Source organism: Heliomarina baculiformis, from assembly GCF_019966545.1.
Classification (GTDB): domain Bacteria; phylum Pseudomonadota; class Alphaproteobacteria; order Rhodobacterales; family Rhodobacteraceae; genus Heliomarina; species Heliomarina baculiformis.
Genome location: NZ_JAIMIC010000008.1, coordinates 120,328 through 134,408 on the forward strand (window position 1 = coordinate 120,328; position 14,081 = coordinate 134,408).

The following is a 14,081-nucleotide window of genomic DNA, read 5'->3' on the forward strand; positions in this document are numbered from 1 at the left end:
CAATCGCCTGCGCAGGCCGAAACCGGTTGGCAGCAGGAACGGTTTCAGGGCAGACAGTCATTCGGGGGCTGGCTCTTGGCCGTCGCTGTGTGACAGATCGGAAACCCGCGTGACATGACATTCGTGATAGCACCACTGCTCTTGCTGATCGCACTCCTACTGGGCCTCTACCTCTGGACCCAGAATATTGCGACGGCGGCGTCCGCGATGGTTCCGCAGGCCGGAGAGATTCAGCCCGTAAACGGCGGTGCCATTCATTTCGTCGAAATGGGAGAGTCGGGCGCACCGCCGCTGGTTCTGATCCACGGGATATCCGGGCAGCTTCAGCATTTCACTTATGCGATGGCCAGGATGCTGGCCCGGGACTTCTACGTTTACGTGGTGGATCGCCCGGGTTGTGGCTACTCGCACCGAGACCGCGACGAAGATGCGGCGCTATCTGTTCAGGCCCGCATGATTGGGGAATTCCTTGATGCGAAAGGCGTCAAGAATCCGATGATTGCGGGTCACTCCCTTGGCGGGGCGGTCACACTTGCGATGGCACTGGACCGGCCGGAGAAGACAAGAGCCATCGCCTTGATCGCCCCCCTGACGCATGTTCAGGACGCGGTGGACCCGGTGTTCAAAGGGCTTGAGCTGCGCAGCCCCCGCGCCCGCCGCCTTGTGGCCTCGACCGTCGCGACACCCCTCGCACGGGCCGGCGCCGAGAAAGTTCTGGCGCATGTCTTCTCGCCGGAACCGCCGGTCGATAACTTCCTGACCCGGGGAGGTGCGGCTCTGGGCCTGCGTCCCGGCGCCTTCGTCACCGCCTCGGGCGATCTGGTTGCCCTCGAGAAAGCACTTCCTGTGCAGGTCGCGCGCTACGGTGAACTGACCGTTCCCGGCGGCGTTCTCTATGGCGCCGCAGATGCGCTGCTCGATCCTGAAACACAGGGGCGCAGCATGGAACGCTACGGGTTGACCTGCGAATTCCTTCCTGATCGCGGGCATATGCTGCCCCTTACGGCCCCCGAGGACTGCGCCGATTTCATTCGCCGGATCTGGGCGCGGACAGCCTGAAGAACGACGTCGTTCAGAAAAGCCAGCTATCCCGTATCAGACTTTCCGCGTCACATTCTCTTCGAAGGCGGTTTCAAAAGCGGCCTTCTTTTCGGCACCAGCTTCGGTCTGATGCTGACTTTTCCACTCGTCCATCGTCATCCCATAAAAGATCTCGCGCGCCTCTTCCTTGCCCATGTCGATGCCGCGTTCATTCGCGGCTTCCTGGTACCACCGGCTGAGGCAGTTCCGGCAGAACCCGGCGAGGTTCATCAGGTCGATGTTCTGTACATCGGTGCGATCCTGCATCAGATGTTGCCTGAGACGCCGGAACGCCGCTGCTTCCAGTTCGAGTTCGGTCTGCTTGTCCATCTCACCCTCCATTTCACCTAACCGATCTAGGGCGTGACGTTATTCATGTCACCCCGGTGCCACAGCTGTTTTTCCTCTTGCCGAAAATACTTCGGGGTCCGGGGCAGCGCCCCGGTCAGACCTGGCCCGCAGACACGCCGGTGACATCAGTCATAGCCCGCTTCAGCCGCGGTGCCAGTCGTTCCGCCAACCGGACTGCGCCTCTTCCCCCGCAATCAGGTCGTTTCGCAGCTCGACTACCACGCCGGGTAGCGTTGGCAGCGTGGCATGCCTGTCGATGCTATCACCCGGCAGATCGCTGAGATAGCGGATTGGCAAGCCGCTGGTTGCGGGCAGACAGGATCGCCGTGCCCCGGCCGCGCCACGAACTGCGCCAGCGCTTGGTTATAGGGGCGATCATGGGCGTCCAGCCGCCTTTCCTGCTCCGTCCCGTCCGCGTGACGATTGGCCCGGATGATCGTGCCGTCGTAAACTTTCATTAACAATGTCGGAGCATCCTCGCCGCGATTGGGATCGGTCACGAGGCGGGAATAACTCGATGCGATCACCGGGGCGTTCAGCAACCGCGCAACGTGCAGGGAAAGGCCACGGGCGCCTATGTCATAGGCAATATGTCGTTGATGTCTTCCTGCGGCAGGCCAAGTTGGCTTTGGTTTCACACCTGATGGTACGGTGTTGCGGGTACGATCAGAGGTCACAAGCCACCACCCGGGACGGGTTTCGCCTTGGATGGAAAACGGAAAATATGTCATATGCCTGTGCTGATTTTTATCGAAGGCTTACGCCAGTTGTTCCACGAGGGGAATTGGGTCATAAGGATTTCAACTATGTTTGCGATAACGGGCAGCGATCAAGGGAGAGCCGAAAAATGAAACGCTCAAGAAACGTCAAGATCGTCGCCACACTCGGACCGGCATCCGACACTTACGAGATGATCCGTGCCCTGCACGAGGCCGGTGCCGATGTTTTTCGCCTCAACATGAGCCACGGCACACAGGATGATATCCGCGAAAGACACAAGATCATACGACAGGTCGAAAAGGATCTCGAAAGTCCGATTGCCATCCTGGCCGACCTTCAGGGGCCGAAACTGCGGGTTGGCACTTTTGCCAATGGCGAGGAGATGCTAGAACAGGACGCGGAATTCCGGCTCGATCTCGACCCTGCAGAAGGCGACGCAACCCGTGTCCGACTGCCCCATCCCGAGATTTTCGCGGCCCTCGAAGAAGGCGCGCACCTGCTGGTCAACGACGGCAAGATCCGCCTGCGCGTAACGGATTGCGGCGAGGATTTCGCAAACTGCGTGGTCGAAGCGGGCGGTGTGATCTCGAACCGGAAGGGCGTGAATGTGCCCGACGTGGTACTGCCAGTCGCGGCTCTGTCGGAAAAGGATCGTGACGATCTGGAATTCGCCTGCTCGCTGGGCGTCGACTGGCTGGCCCTGTCCTTCGTGCAGCGTCCCCGCGATGTCGAAGAGGCGCGGGAGCTGGCGCAGGGCCGTGCCGCGATCCTTTCCAAGATCGAAAAACCGTCTGCGGTCGATAACTTCGATGCGATCCTTGCGGCCTCCGACGGGATCATGGTCGCTCGCGGCGATCTGGGCGTGGAATTGCCCGTCCACGCGGTGCCGCCGATCCAGAAACGCCTGACCCGGAAATGCCGTGCCGCCGCCAAGCCGGTCATCGTGGCCACGCAGATGCTGGAATCGATGATCGAAAGCCCGATGCCCACCCGGGCCGAGGTCTCGGACGTGGCGACAGCGATCTACGAAGGCTCGGATGCGATCATGCTCTCGGCTGAATCCGCCGCCGGTTCCTATCCGATCGAGGCCGTCACGACGATGAACAACGTCGCGATCGAGGTCGAGGCCGATCCGAATTACATGCAGATCATCGCCGCATCACGGGGCGGGCGCGCCTCGGGCGTCGCGGACGGCATCGTCGCTGCCGCCCGCGAAATCGCGGAAACCACCGATATCAAGGCGATTTGCTGCTTTACCCAGTCTGGCACCACCGCTCTGCTTACCGCGCGGGAACGTCCCGGCGTTCCGATCATCGCGCTGACATCCCAGCGCGGGACGGCGCGGCGTCTGGCGTTGAGCTGGGGCTGTACCTGCGTTATGGTAGGCGAGCTGAACCGCTTCAAGATGGCCGTGGTAAGTGCTGCCCGCGCCGCGCGGGCCGGTGGATTTGCAACCGAATCTGATCAGATCGTCGTCACCGCCGGAGTGCCATTCAACGTGCCGGGCACCACCAATATTCTGCGCGTGGCGCCCTGCGACGAAAAGCTGATCTTCAACACCGATCCGGGATGATCCATGGCAATAACCGGCGATCCGAACCTTCTGCTTGCTCTCGGCCTTTTTCTCGCTTGGCTCTCGATCCCGGCGATGGTTTCGGTCTATAGTGACAGCCGCCCGCCGCGGGTCTCGGCTGTGGTGGTGGTGACCGGGGGCCTTCTGGTCCTCTGGGCGTTTCAGGTCAAACCCGGCGGTTATGCTCTTTCGGAAATTCCCTTGGCGATCTATGACGTGCTGGGCCGCATCCGGTTTTTCGGCCACTAGCGCCTTTTTCTACGCAAATTGTCTCTTGCAACCAAACCCCTCTTTTCGTAAACGGCGCCTCTACACGCGCGACCGGCCAGAGTGGCATGCCGAGTCGCGTTAACGACCGACCCGAATAAAGGAGACGGAAATGCCCAAGATGAAGACCAAGGCAAGCGCCAAAAAGCGCTTCAAAGTGACGGCGACCGGCAAGGTCCTCGCCGGACAGGCCGGCAAGCGTCACGGCATGATCAAACGCACCAAGAAGTTCATTCGCGATGCTCGTGGTGTCACCACGCTGAGCGCACCGGATGCCAAAATCGTCAAGGGCTATATGCCCTACGACCGCTGATAGGAGTCTGATCACATGTCACGCGTTAAAGGTGGTACCGTAACCCACGCTCGTCACAAGAAGATCATCAAAGCCGCAAAAGGCTATTATGGTCGTCGCAAGAACACCTTCAAGGTTGCATCGCAGGCCGTCGACAAGGCCAACCAGTACGCAACCCGCGACCGCAAGCAGCGCAAGCGCAACTTCCGCGCCCTGTGGATCCAGCGGATCAACGCAGCCGTCCGCAGCCATGACGAAGCGCTGACCTACAGCCGCTTTATCAACGGCCTGACGCTGGCTGGTATCGAAGTTGACCGCAAGGTTCTGGCCGATCTGGCGGTGCATGAGCCCGAAGCGTTCGGTGCTATTGTCGCACAAGCCAAAGGCGCTCTCGCAGCCTGATACGGGTTTCGACAGGAACAGAAAAGGCCGTCCTTCGGGGCGGCCTTTTGCTTTTTGGCTGGAGTTCACTCTGACATTTCGCGTTGCCGCATGGGCATCCGGTCGATCACCGCGAAAAGCTCTTCTGGCGACAACACCATGTCTTTCTCAAGCTTGACGCCTCCGTCCTTGCCCACCAATACCAGCTTGAACCCACCGGGCGAAAAGGCCTGACGGATCGGGCTGGGCGTCTGCGGCTCCACGTCGCTCAACACAACCATGTCGCGCTCGGCAAGGGCCGCTTCGGCTTGTCGGAACAACGCCATTTGCTTGGTATAATCCGCACTATCCTCTGACGGCGCAAATAGCAGAACCGGCCGATGCTTCCATTGCATGTCTTTCAGATCGCGGGCTTCTGAGGGAAGCTGACGAAACAGATCGGCGTCACTGGTGCCGGCGTCTGTCCCGGCAGAGATCGCGGCCATCCCGAAAAGGGAGGCGGCACCGATTCTGGAAAACTTGCTAATGCGTGTTGTCATCTTTCTGCTCCTCTTCGGTTAATTAACACTACGCCAGAACCGGTGTTCCGGATCGTTCACGATTTCCGGCGGCGGTGCGGACAGAGTGTGTCAGCCTTTCCGATTTCGCAAAAATGAGGGAAATGGGAACCTTCCAGCGCTGGAAGGGCGTTTTACCTCTGATCCATGAACGACAGGAGCGCCCCATGACGGATACGACATCCATGTCGCCGGGCCTGAGTGACACAGACCCCGCGCAATCAAGCAGCAGCAAGAAAGCGGTCCTATACCGCATGGTGATGCCGGATCACCTCTGTCCCTTCGGTCTAAAGAGCAAATATCTGCTCGAACAACAGGGGTACGAGGTCGAGGATCACTGGCTGGAGACACGCGAGGAAACCGATGCGTTTCTTGAGAAATACGATGTGAAGACAAGCCCTCAAACCTGGATCGATGGCGAGCGTATCGGTGGCCATGACGATCTGCGGGTTTATTTCGGCAAGGACGATGCTGAGGACGACGGCAAGAGCTATCGACCGGTTCTGACCCTTTTCGCCGTCGCCGCCTTGCTTGCACTCGCTGTGACGGCCTTTACCGCGATCCCCTTCGGTCTGCGGACATTCGAACTCTTCATCTCGATTTCGATGACGTTGCTCGCGCTGCAAAAGCTTCAGGATGTGGAAAGTTTTTCGACCATGTTCCTGAACTACGATCTGCTCGCGCGGCGCTGGGTCCCTTATGGATACATATATCCCTATGGCGAGGCGCTGGCAGGTATCCTGATGACGGCGGGCATTCTCTGGTGGGTGTCATCACCAATTGCGATTTTCATCGGCACTATCGGTGCAGTCTCGGTTTTCAAAGCCGTTTACATCGACAAACGCGAGCTGAAATGCGCCTGCATGGGCGGCGACAGCAACACACCGCTTGGATTTATATCGCTGACCGAGAACGTGATGATGCTTGGCATGGGGATCTGGATGATCGTCAAGCATCTGCTGATTTAAGCGTTGGCTGCAATACCGCACAACCGGCCCCGGCCAACAGGATCGCCGAGGCGGCGATCAGGCTGGTGCCGATATTGCCGGTGAGGTCGCCCAGCAATCCGGCGGCATAGGGGCCAACGGTCTGGGCAATAGCAAAAACCACCGTGAACAGGCTGATCGCCGCGCCCCAGCTGTGCGGTGTCAGGTTCTGACGCACAAAGCTCGTCACCGCACCGGGCGACATGAACACGCAAAGCCCAAAAACAGTGGCCGAAATCACAAGGCCCAACCCCTTGGGCCAGATCACGGGCATGACCGATCCGAGCGCGATCCCGGTCAGGATCATGGCCAACGGTATTCCCCCCGAAAACCGCGCCAGCACTGGTCGCCAGACAAAGGGCGACAGGCACAGGCAAAGCCCCAGCATGACCCATGTGGCCGAGATCAGCCACGCGCCCGACCCCTGCTCGGTCATCCACGCGCTGAGGAACGTGAAATAGACGATATAGCCAAGGCCGAATCCCGCATACCCCAGCAATTCCGGCAACATGGCCCGCAGGGGCAGGTCAGGCTTCTGCCGTTGCTTCTGCGCTGGCGGACGTACCTGAAGCGCGGCCCAGAAACTAAGCGGTAGCATGACGAAACAGGTCAACCCGATGATCGTCCAGGCCCAGGGCCACGATCCGTTGCCCCAGTAATCGATCATCAGCGGCAGCGCGGCACCGGCAAGGACGATCCCCAGACCGCCGCCAAAGCCGAACAGGATGGCAATGGCCAGCGCATTGCGTTTCGGATCGCTCTGGAAAAGCTGCGCGGTCAGCGCGCCTGCAGTTGAAAATGACATAGCCCCGAACATGCCCGCAAGGATGCGCCACATGGTCTGCCACCACAGCGCCTCGTCATGGCCGGTGGCAAAAAGGCAGAGCGCGGTGCTTACCAGCCCTAAATTGAACAGGTAGGACGGGTTCATACGGGAAATCATTACCATGGTGATAACCGCGCCGATGATATAGCCGATAGCGTTCGCCGTGTTCAGCCAGCCCGCCTGCGCATAGGTCCAGTGCAGCTCGGCCTTCATTGCGGGCAAGATCAGCCCATAGGCAAAACGGGCGAACCCATTGGTCACGCAAACACCGAATGACAGGCCGATCAGGACCAGCCACGGATGGCGTGGCTCTGCGCTCATGACGGCACCCTATCGGCCACAGCTCTCCCGTTCACGTCGCTTCCACCCGCCTTCTCCCTTGCAGCACGCTAGCTGGCAAAGCCGGACATTGTCCATGCTACATGCCATGCGACCTGCAATCGCGCCTGCCCGGCTTGCATTCGGGGGTTGCTGCGGCTAGCACGGCTGGGAATTTATCAGGGGGCCGTCATGGACGATCTGAAAAACAAATACCTGGGCCAAATCGCCGATGCGGGCGACGAAAACGCCCTCGAAGCGATCCGCCTTGCTGCCGTCGGCAAAAAGGGCGAGGTCGCGCTGAAGATGCGCGAGCTGGGCAAGATGACGCCCGAGGAACGCCAGACGGCCGGACCCGCGCTCAATGCGCTCAAGGACGAAATCAACTCGGCGCTGGCCGCGAAAAAGGCGGCCCTTGCGGACGCCGCGTTGGATGAACGCCTGCGCAGCGAATGGCTCGATGTGACTCTGCCCGGCCGCAACCGCCCGCAGGGCACGCTGCACCCCGTCAGCCAGGTGACCGAAGAACTGACGGCGATCTTTGCCGAGATGGGCTTTTCGGTGGCCGAAGGTCCCCGGATCGACACGGACTGGTATAATTTCGACGCGCTGAACATCCCCGGCCACCACCCCGCGCGGGCCGAGATGGATACGTTCTACATGGCGCGCGCCGAGGGCGACAACCGTCCGCCCCATGTGCTGCGCACCCATACCAGTCCGGTCCAGATCCGCACGATGGAGGCGCAGGGCGCCCCGCTGCGCATCATTTGCCCCGGTGGTGTGTACCGTGCCGATTACGACCAGACCCACACGCCGATGTTCCATCAGGTCGAGGGCCTTGCCATCGACAAGGACATCTCGATGGCAAACCTGAAATGGGTGCTCGAGGAATTCTTCTCGGCCTATTTCGAAATCGACGGCATCAAGACCCGGTTCCGCGCGTCGCATTTCCCCTTTACCGAACCGTCGGCAGAGGTCGACATCCAGTGTTCCTGGGTGGACGGCACGCTCAAGGTGGGCGAAGGCGACGGCTGGCTCGAAGTGCTGGGCTCAGGCATGGTACACCCTAAGGTGCTGCAGGCAGGCGGCATCGACCCGAACGAATGGCAGGGCTTCGCCTTTGGCATGGGGATCGACCGCATCGCCATGCTGAAATACGGCATTCCCGACCTGCGCGCCTTCTTTGACAGCGATCTGCGCTGGCTGCGCCACTACGGTTTTGCCAGCCTCGACCAGCCCGCGCTCCACGGGGGTCTCAGCCGCTGATCGGGTCGGGGGCAACCCCGCCCAGCTTGCATCCAATGGCTTTCTTTGCCATTGCCGAGCATAACCGAAACCAACCCGCCGGGACATCCGACCATGCTGTTTCATCAGGACCAACGCAACCGGAATGCCGACACCAAACGCATTCATGCGCTGTTCGAGATTGTCTACACGCTTGTCGATTTCATGGCAGCGCTGACCTTCCTGATCGGCTCGGTGATGTTTCTCTACGATAGCTGGCAAACCTTCGGCACATGGCTTTTCATCGTCGGTTCGATCCTGTTTGCGACGAAACCGACATTGCGGCTGGCCCGCGAACTGAAACTTGCGGCGATGGGCGACGCCGATGATCTCGCCGACCGGCTGAACGGCTGAGCAAGGATACAACACCATGAAATTCACCCTGTCCTGGCTGAAAGACCACCTCGACACCACGGCCACACTCGATGAGATCGGCGAGGCGCTGACCGATCTGGGGCTCGAGGTCGAAGAGATTTCGAACCCCGCCGACGCGCTCAAGGATTTTACCCTTGGCTATGTGACCCATGCGGAAAAGCACCCCGATGCGGACAAGCTGCGGGTCTGCAATGTCGACACTGACGAAGGCAAGATGCAGATCATCTGCGGTGCGCCAAACGCCCGCGAAGGCATCACCGTCGTCGTCTGCAAGCCCGGCATGTATGTGCCGGGCATCGACACCACCATCGGCGTGGGCAAGATCCGCGGCGTCGAAAGCTTTGGCATGATGGCGTCCGAACGTGAGCTAGAGCTTTCCGAGGAACATGACGGCATTATCGAACTGCCCTCGGGCAAAGTCGGCGACAAGTTCATCGACTGGCTGGCAGAAAACGATCCCGCCAAGGTCGACCCGGTGATCGAAATCGCGATCACGCCAAACCGCCCCGATGCGCTGGGCGTCGAGGGCATCGCCCGCGATCTGGCCGCGCGGGGCCTCGGCACGCTCAAACAGCACCCGGTCGAACCGGTTCCCGGAACCTTCCCCTGCCCGGTAGAGGTGAGTATCGACGAGGACACGCTCGATGGCTGCCCGGCTTTTGCGGGCCGCGTGATCAAGGGCGTAAAGAACGGCCCCAGCCCGCAGTGGTTGCAGGACCGCCTGCGCGCTATCGGGTTGCGCCCGATCTCGCGGTTGGTCGATGTCACGAACTTCTTCACCTTTGATCGCAACCGCCCGCTCCACGTCTTCGACGTCGACAAGATGTCGGGCGGTCTGCGTGTGCATCGTGCCGATGGTGGTGAAACGCTCGAGGCGCTGGATGAAAAGACCTATACGCTCCAGCCCGGCATGATGGTGATCTCAGATGCAAACGGGCCGGAAAGCCTTGCCGGGATAATGGGTGGTGAAGAAACCGGCGTGACCGACGAGACCGTCAACGTCTTCGTCGAATCCGCATTCTGGGATCACGTGCAGATTGCGATGACCGGTCGCGCGCTCAAGATCAATTCGGACGCGCGGTATCGCTTTGAACGTGGGGTAGATCCGCTTTTCACCGCTGACGGTCTGGAACTGGCCACTCAGATGATACTCGAGCTCTGCGGCGGTGAAGCTTCCGAGGTGGTTCTGGCAGGCGCGCTGCCGGATCACTCCCGCGCCTACAAGCTCGATACAGACCGAGTGCAAAGCCTTGTCGGCATGGACATTCCTGCCGATACGCAGCGCGAGACGCTGACCGCGCTGGGATTCCGCCTGGATGGTGACATGGCCCATGTCCCAAGCTGGCGCCCCGATGTGCAGGGCGAGGCCGACCTGGTCGAGGAGGTCGCGCGCGTTGCGTCTCTCACCAAGCTTGAAGGCCGTCCGCTGCCCCGCCTGACCCAAGGTGTGCCAAACCCGGTGATGACCCCGATGCAGCGTCGCGAGCAGGCGGCACGGCGCATGGCGGCGGCACTGGGCTACAACGAATGCATCACCTACAGCTTCATCGATCAGGCCAGCGCGGCGCTGTTCGGCGGCGGCGATGACGCGACCCGGCTGGAAAACCCGATTAGCTCGGAGATGAGCCATATGCGTCCGGCGCTCTTGCCGGGGCTCTTGCAGGCCGCTGCCCGCAATCAGGCGCGCGGCTTCTTGGACATGGCGCTGTTCGAACTCGGGCCGGCCTTCCACGGCGGCGAGCCGGGCGAGCAGCATACGCTGATCTCGGGCCTGCTGGTCGGACGTACCGAACCCAAGGATGTGCACGGCGCGTCGCGCCCCATCGATGTGTTCGACGTCAAGGCCGATGCCGAGGCGATCCTGTCGGCAATGGGTGCACCTGCCAAGATGCAGATCCTGCGCGGCGCGCAAGGCTGGTGGCACCCGGGCCGTCACGGCAAAATCTGTCTGGGTCCGAAAAAGGTGCTGGGCGTCTTTGGCGAGTTGCATCCCAAGGTTCTGACCGAAATGGGCGTCAAGGGACCGGCGATGGCCTTTACTCTCTGGCCGGGCGAAATACCGATGCCGCGCAAGACGGGCGCGACCCGTCCGGCACTGGCGCTCAAGGACCTGCAGGCGGTTGAACGAGACTTTGCCTTTGTCGTCGATGCGGATGTCGAGGCGCTGACGCTGGTCAACGCGGCCAGCGGTGCCGACAAAGCACTGATCACGGATGTGCGCGTCTTCGATGAATTCATCGGCGGCTCGCTGGGTGAGGGAAAGAAATCGCTCGCCGTGACCGTGCGGCTTCAGCCCAGCGACAAGACCCTGACCGAAGCGGAAATCGAAGCGGTCAGCGCCAAGATCGTCGAGAAGGTCTCAAAGGCCACTGGCGGCAGCCTGCGCGGCTGAGACTGTCGATCCGCTAATAGACCCCTTCGGTCTTGATGCGGATCGTCTCGCCACAATGCTTGCAATGTACGGCGTCCGCGTCGTGCAGCACCAGCCCGCAGCTCGGGCATTCGTGGCGCACTTTGGTCGGGCGGAACATTACTTGCGCCAGCCGCAGGAACAGTGTGACGCCCACGATCATCACCCCGACTGACAGCATCCTCCCCGACGTGCCTTGCAGGGTGATGTCGCCAAACCCGGTCGTGGTCAGCGTGGTGACAGTGAAATACAGCGCATCGGCGTAATTGCCGATTTCGGGGTTCTCGGGATATTGCGTCGCATAGATCAGCCCCGTCATCACGAACAGGAAGACAAACAGGTTGATCGCCGCAAGGATGATTTCCTGGTTCTCGCGGAAGTACCTGAAATCCTGTCGCAGGCGCGAGCTGAGCTCATAGGTATGCAGCAGCCGCAGGGTCCGCAGAACGCGGAGGAACCCGAAGCCTTCGCCAGCGATCGGGGCAAGGAAAGATGCGATCGCGATGAGATCCGCAATGGTCGCGACGCGGAACATGAAGGTCTTCTTGTTCTTTTCTATCGCGAACCGGACAAGGAAATCCGCAAGAATGATCACGCCAAGCACCGCGTCGATGATCTCGATGGCGATTCTATGTGGGAAGAACGAGGTTACGACGACGAATGCAATTGTGCCAAGGTCGAAGGCCAGCAGCCCATAACGGAACCGGTGCGCAGCAGGCGTATCGTCCTGATATAGCGACGCAAGTTTGGATAGCATGGTGGCTCCTTGACCCTGATCGGTGGATCATAGCGCGGGCGGGCTTGGCGCCTCAACCTCTCACCGGGGTTTCGACCGTGGCCGTGATCCGCTAGCAAGAGCGCAGCAGCAAACAGGAGAAAGCCATGGCACTCAACGTTTATCTGAGCGGCGAAATTCACACCGACTGGCGCGAGCAGATTACTGCGGGCGCCGAGGGGCTGGATATCACCTTTAACGCGCCGGTCACCGATCACGGGGCCAGCGACGATTGTGGCGTCGCGATCCTTGGGGCAGAGCCGAACAAGTTCTGGCACGACCGCAAGGGCGCGCAGGTCAACGCGATCCGTACCCGCAAGGGGATCGAGGACGCGGATGTAATCGTCGTCCGTTTCGGGGACCAGTACAAGCAGTGGAACGCGGCCTTTGATGCGGGCTATGCCGCGGCGCTTGGCAAATCGCTCATCATCTTGCACGGACCTGATCATGCCCATGCGCTTAAAGAGGTCGACGCGGCCGCGCTGGCGGTGGCCGAAGAGCCGCTTCAAGTGGTCGACATCCTGCGCTATGTTCTGACAGGCAAACTTCCCGGCTGAGACCCGGCAGTAGAAAACATCAGGGACGGGGCGGGATGTTCTTGCCCTTTTCCACCGCCGGACGGGCGTAGAAGCGTTCAAGATATGCGATCAGGTTGGGATGGCCCGACCAGTTCACCACGTCCTTTGCACCGTAGAAATCCAGCGCATTGAGCCAGGGCGCGATGGCGATATCGGCGATGGAATAGTCTCCGGCCACCCAGTCCTGACCAACAAGCTGCTCTTCCAGAACGGCCAGCAGGCGTTTGGCTTCGTTTATGTAACGATCGCGCGGGCGGGGGTCTTCGATCTCGGAACCGGCGAACTTGTAAAAGAACCCAAGCTGGCCAAGCATCGGACCCAGCCCGCCCATCTGGAACATCACCCACTGGATGATCTTGGCCTTGTCCGTCGCGGAATCCCCGATCAGCTTGCCGGTCTTTTCCGCCAGATAGATCAGGATCGCGCCGCTTTCGAACAGGCCTACTGGGGCGCCGTCCGGTCCGTTCGGGTCGATGATCGCGGGGATCTTGTTGTTGGGGTTCAGCGACAGAAACGCATCGCTTTTGACATCGGCATCGGCCAGCGTGACCAGATGCGGCTCGTATTCAAGGCCCATCTCTTCCAGTGCGATAGACGCTTTTACACCATTGGGCGTGGGAAAAGAATAAAGCTGGATGATTTCCGGATTTGCGGCGGGCCATTTTGCGGTAATGGGAAATTGGGTGAGGTCAGTCATGAAGGCGCTCCTGATAGCGTAACCTTAGTTAAGGTAATGATATTCACCCGGACGGACAGGCCCGAATGAGTGCGTTGGTGCCCGGTCCGATGTGTGAATGCGAACAGTGGCCGCAGGGTCTTTCGATCGAGGAGCAAGGAAATGATCCAGGAATTCAAGGATTTTATCGCCAAGGGCAATGTCATGGACATGGCCGTCGGCATCATCATTGGCGCGGCCTTTACGGCGATTGTCAGTTCGCTGGTCGCCGATATCATCAACCCCTTCATCGGGTTGTTTACAGGTGGGTTCGATTTCACCGACAAGTACATCGTGCTGGGTGGCGAAGTGCCGGAAGGCGCCAGTCTTGCCGCCGCGCGGGAATCCGGGGCGTCGATCTTCGCCTATGGCAGCTTCCTGATGGCGGTGCTTAATTTCCTGATCATCGCCTGGGTGGTCTTCCTGCTCGTCAAGATGGTGAATCGAGTCAAATCACTGGCGGAAAAGCCAGATGAGGTCGCACCCGAGGTCCATACCGGCCCGTCGGAAAAGGACATCCTGATCGAAATCCGCGACGCGCTTCAGCAGCGTTAACCGAACCGTCTGAACAAGGGCGTTATCCGCGGGGTCCT

17 protein-coding genes are annotated in these 14,081 nt (G+C 60.4%); 11 read left to right on the forward strand and 6 right to left on the reverse strand.

Annotation, left to right across the window (positions count from 1 at the left end):
* Positions 1-114 precede the first annotated feature (114 nt).
* Positions 115-1,059 carry an alpha/beta fold hydrolase gene (locus MF268_RS18585; RefSeq protein ID WP_238372363.1) on the forward strand — a complete coding sequence of 315 codons (945 nt, stop codon included), beginning with the start codon at positions 115-117 and terminating at the stop codon, positions 1,057-1,059.
* Between the two features lie 36 nt (positions 1,060-1,095).
* Here the strand turns inward: MF268_RS18585 and MF268_RS18590 are convergent, their stop codons facing one another.
* Together MF268_RS18590 and MF268_RS18595 are read right to left on the reverse strand one after the other, a co-directional pair.
* Positions 1,096-1,410 (reverse strand): DUF1244 domain-containing protein, encoded by a 315-nt coding sequence (locus MF268_RS18590; protein ID WP_238372364.1) that lies wholly within the window; start codon positions 1,408-1,410, stop codon positions 1,096-1,098.
* Between the two features lie 236 nt (positions 1,411-1,646).
* Entirely contained in the window at positions 1,647-2,162 is a 516-nt protein-coding gene (locus tag MF268_RS18595) for an N-formylglutamate amidohydrolase (protein ID WP_238372365.1), read from the reverse strand.
* A 116-nt stretch (positions 2,163-2,278) separates the two neighbouring features.
* Here MF268_RS18595 and pyk point away from each other — a divergent pair, with 116 nt between their 5' ends.
* The 4 genes from pyk (at position 2,279) to rplT (ending at position 4,685) form a co-directional block, all read left to right on the forward strand.
* On the forward strand, positions 2,279-3,724 hold the full coding sequence (gene pyk, locus MF268_RS18600; RefSeq protein ID WP_238372366.1) for a pyruvate kinase: 1,446 nt from the start codon (positions 2,279-2,281) through the stop codon (positions 3,722-3,724).
* Positions 3,725-3,727: 3 nt separating this feature from the next.
* A complete protein-coding gene (locus MF268_RS18605; protein WP_238372367.1) occupies positions 3,728-3,973 on the forward strand; it encodes a hypothetical protein in 246 nt (81 codons plus the stop codon).
* 130 nt (positions 3,974-4,103) lie between these two features.
* Positions 4,104-4,304: a 50S ribosomal protein L35 gene (rpmI, locus tag MF268_RS18610; RefSeq protein WP_238372368.1), complete on the forward strand. Its 201-nt coding sequence runs from the start codon at positions 4,104-4,106 to the stop codon at positions 4,302-4,304.
* 15 nt (positions 4,305-4,319) lie between these two features.
* A complete protein-coding gene (gene rplT / locus MF268_RS18615; protein ID WP_238372369.1) occupies positions 4,320-4,685 on the forward strand; it encodes a 50S ribosomal protein L20 in 366 nt (121 codons plus the stop codon).
* A 65-nt stretch (positions 4,686-4,750) separates the two neighbouring features.
* Here rplT and MF268_RS18620 read toward each other — a convergent pair whose 3' ends face one another.
* Entirely contained in the window at positions 4,751-5,203 is a 453-nt protein-coding gene (locus tag MF268_RS18620; RefSeq protein ID WP_238372370.1) for a DUF4174 domain-containing protein, read from the reverse strand.
* A gap of 185 nt (positions 5,204-5,388) precedes the next feature.
* Here MF268_RS18620 and MF268_RS18625 point away from each other — a divergent pair, with 185 nt between their 5' ends.
* Positions 5,389-6,189: a MauE/DoxX family redox-associated membrane protein gene (locus MF268_RS18625; RefSeq protein WP_420485445.1), complete on the forward strand. Its 801-nt coding sequence runs from the start codon at positions 5,389-5,391 to the stop codon at positions 6,187-6,189.
* Here the strand turns inward: MF268_RS18625 and MF268_RS18630 are convergent.
* Positions 6,170-7,354 carry a YbfB/YjiJ family MFS transporter gene (locus tag MF268_RS18630; protein WP_238372371.1) on the reverse strand — a complete coding sequence of 395 codons (1,185 nt, stop codon included), beginning with the start codon at positions 7,352-7,354 and terminating at the stop codon, positions 6,170-6,172. The two genes, MF268_RS18625 and MF268_RS18630, sit on opposite strands and share 20 nt — an antisense overlap.
* A gap of 189 nt (positions 7,355-7,543) precedes the next feature.
* On the opposite strand from MF268_RS18630, the gene pheS reads away from it, so the two are divergent.
* From pheS to pheT, 3 genes are all read left to right on the forward strand, one after another.
* Complete coding sequence (gene pheS / locus MF268_RS18635; RefSeq protein ID WP_088632290.1) at positions 7,544-8,617, forward strand: phenylalanine--tRNA ligase subunit alpha; 1,074 nt, start codon at positions 7,544-7,546, stop codon at positions 8,615-8,617.
* Positions 8,618-8,710: 93 nt separating this feature from the next.
* Positions 8,711-8,989, forward strand: a complete 279-nt coding sequence (locus MF268_RS18640; protein WP_238372372.1) for a YrhK family protein — start codon at positions 8,711-8,713, stop codon at positions 8,987-8,989.
* A 16-nt stretch (positions 8,990-9,005) separates the two neighbouring features.
* Positions 9,006-11,402: a phenylalanine--tRNA ligase subunit beta gene (pheT, locus tag MF268_RS18645; protein WP_238372373.1), complete on the forward strand. Its 2,397-nt coding sequence runs from the start codon at positions 9,006-9,008 to the stop codon at positions 11,400-11,402.
* A 13-nt stretch (positions 11,403-11,415) separates the two neighbouring features.
* Here pheT and MF268_RS18650 read toward each other — a convergent pair whose 3' ends face one another.
* Entirely contained in the window at positions 11,416-12,177 is a 762-nt protein-coding gene (locus tag MF268_RS18650; RefSeq protein WP_238372374.1) for an ion channel, read from the reverse strand.
* 125 nt (positions 12,178-12,302) lie between these two features.
* Between MF268_RS18650 and MF268_RS18655 the strand changes: the two genes are divergently transcribed.
* Entirely contained in the window at positions 12,303-12,752 is a 450-nt protein-coding gene (locus tag MF268_RS18655; RefSeq protein ID WP_238372375.1) for a YtoQ family protein, read from the forward strand.
* 19 nt (positions 12,753-12,771) lie between these two features.
* Here MF268_RS18655 and MF268_RS18660 read toward each other — a convergent pair whose 3' ends face one another.
* Positions 12,772-13,470 carry a glutathione S-transferase family protein gene (locus MF268_RS18660; RefSeq protein ID WP_238372376.1) on the reverse strand — a complete coding sequence of 233 codons (699 nt, stop codon included), beginning with the start codon at positions 13,468-13,470 and terminating at the stop codon, positions 12,772-12,774.
* Positions 13,471-13,611: 141 nt separating this feature from the next.
* On the opposite strand from MF268_RS18660, the gene mscL reads away from it, so the two are divergent.
* The gene (mscL, locus tag MF268_RS18665) at positions 13,612-14,043 is read left to right on the forward strand and encodes a large conductance mechanosensitive channel protein MscL (RefSeq protein WP_238372377.1); all 432 of its coding nucleotides are present in this window, start codon (positions 13,612-13,614) and stop codon (positions 14,041-14,043) included.
* Positions 14,044-14,081 lie beyond the last annotated feature (38 nt).

Excerpts from the sequence above, each read along its gene's own strand:
- rpmI (WP_238372368.1), top strand. The coding sequence starts at position 4,104 with ATGCCCAAGATGAAGACCAAGGCAAGCGCCAAAAAGCGCTTCAAAGTG.
- MF268_RS18655 (WP_238372375.1), top strand. The coding sequence starts at position 12,303 with ATGGCACTCAACGTTTATCTGAGCGGCGAAATTCACACCGACTGGCGC.
- pyk (WP_238372366.1), top strand. The coding sequence starts at position 2,279 with ATGAAACGCTCAAGAAACGTCAAGATCGTCGCCACACTCGGACCGGCA.
- pheT (WP_238372373.1), top strand. The coding sequence starts at position 9,006 with ATGAAATTCACCCTGTCCTGGCTGAAAGACCACCTCGACACCACGGCC.
- pheS (WP_088632290.1), top strand. The coding sequence starts at position 7,544 with ATGGACGATCTGAAAAACAAATACCTGGGCCAAATCGCCGATGCGGGC.
- MF268_RS18590 (WP_238372364.1), bottom strand. The coding sequence starts at position 1,410 with ATGGACAAGCAGACCGAACTCGAACTGGAAGCAGCGGCGTTCCGGCGT.
- rplT (WP_238372369.1), top strand. The coding sequence starts at position 4,320 with ATGTCACGCGTTAAAGGTGGTACCGTAACCCACGCTCGTCACAAGAAG.
- MF268_RS18660 (WP_238372376.1), bottom strand. The coding sequence starts at position 13,470 with ATGACTGACCTCACCCAATTTCCCATTACCGCAAAATGGCCCGCCGCA.
- MF268_RS18595 (WP_238372365.1), bottom strand. The coding sequence starts at position 2,162 with ATGACATATTTTCCGTTTTCCATCCAAGGCGAAACCCGTCCCGGGTGG.
- MF268_RS18585 (WP_238372363.1), top strand. The coding sequence starts at position 115 with ATGACATTCGTGATAGCACCACTGCTCTTGCTGATCGCACTCCTACTG.
- MF268_RS18630 (WP_238372371.1), bottom strand. The coding sequence starts at position 7,354 with ATGAGCGCAGAGCCACGCCATCCGTGGCTGGTCCTGATCGGCCTGTCA.
- MF268_RS18640 (WP_238372372.1), top strand. The coding sequence starts at position 8,711 with ATGCTGTTTCATCAGGACCAACGCAACCGGAATGCCGACACCAAACGC.
- MF268_RS18650 (WP_238372374.1), bottom strand. The coding sequence starts at position 12,177 with ATGCTATCCAAACTTGCGTCGCTATATCAGGACGATACGCCTGCTGCG.
- MF268_RS18625 (WP_420485445.1), top strand. The coding sequence starts at position 5,389 with ATGACGGATACGACATCCATGTCGCCGGGCCTGAGTGACACAGACCCC.
- mscL (WP_238372377.1), top strand. The coding sequence starts at position 13,612 with ATGATCCAGGAATTCAAGGATTTTATCGCCAAGGGCAATGTCATGGAC.
- MF268_RS18620 (WP_238372370.1), bottom strand. The coding sequence starts at position 5,203 with ATGACAACACGCATTAGCAAGTTTTCCAGAATCGGTGCCGCCTCCCTT.
- MF268_RS18605 (WP_238372367.1), top strand. The coding sequence starts at position 3,728 with ATGGCAATAACCGGCGATCCGAACCTTCTGCTTGCTCTCGGCCTTTTT.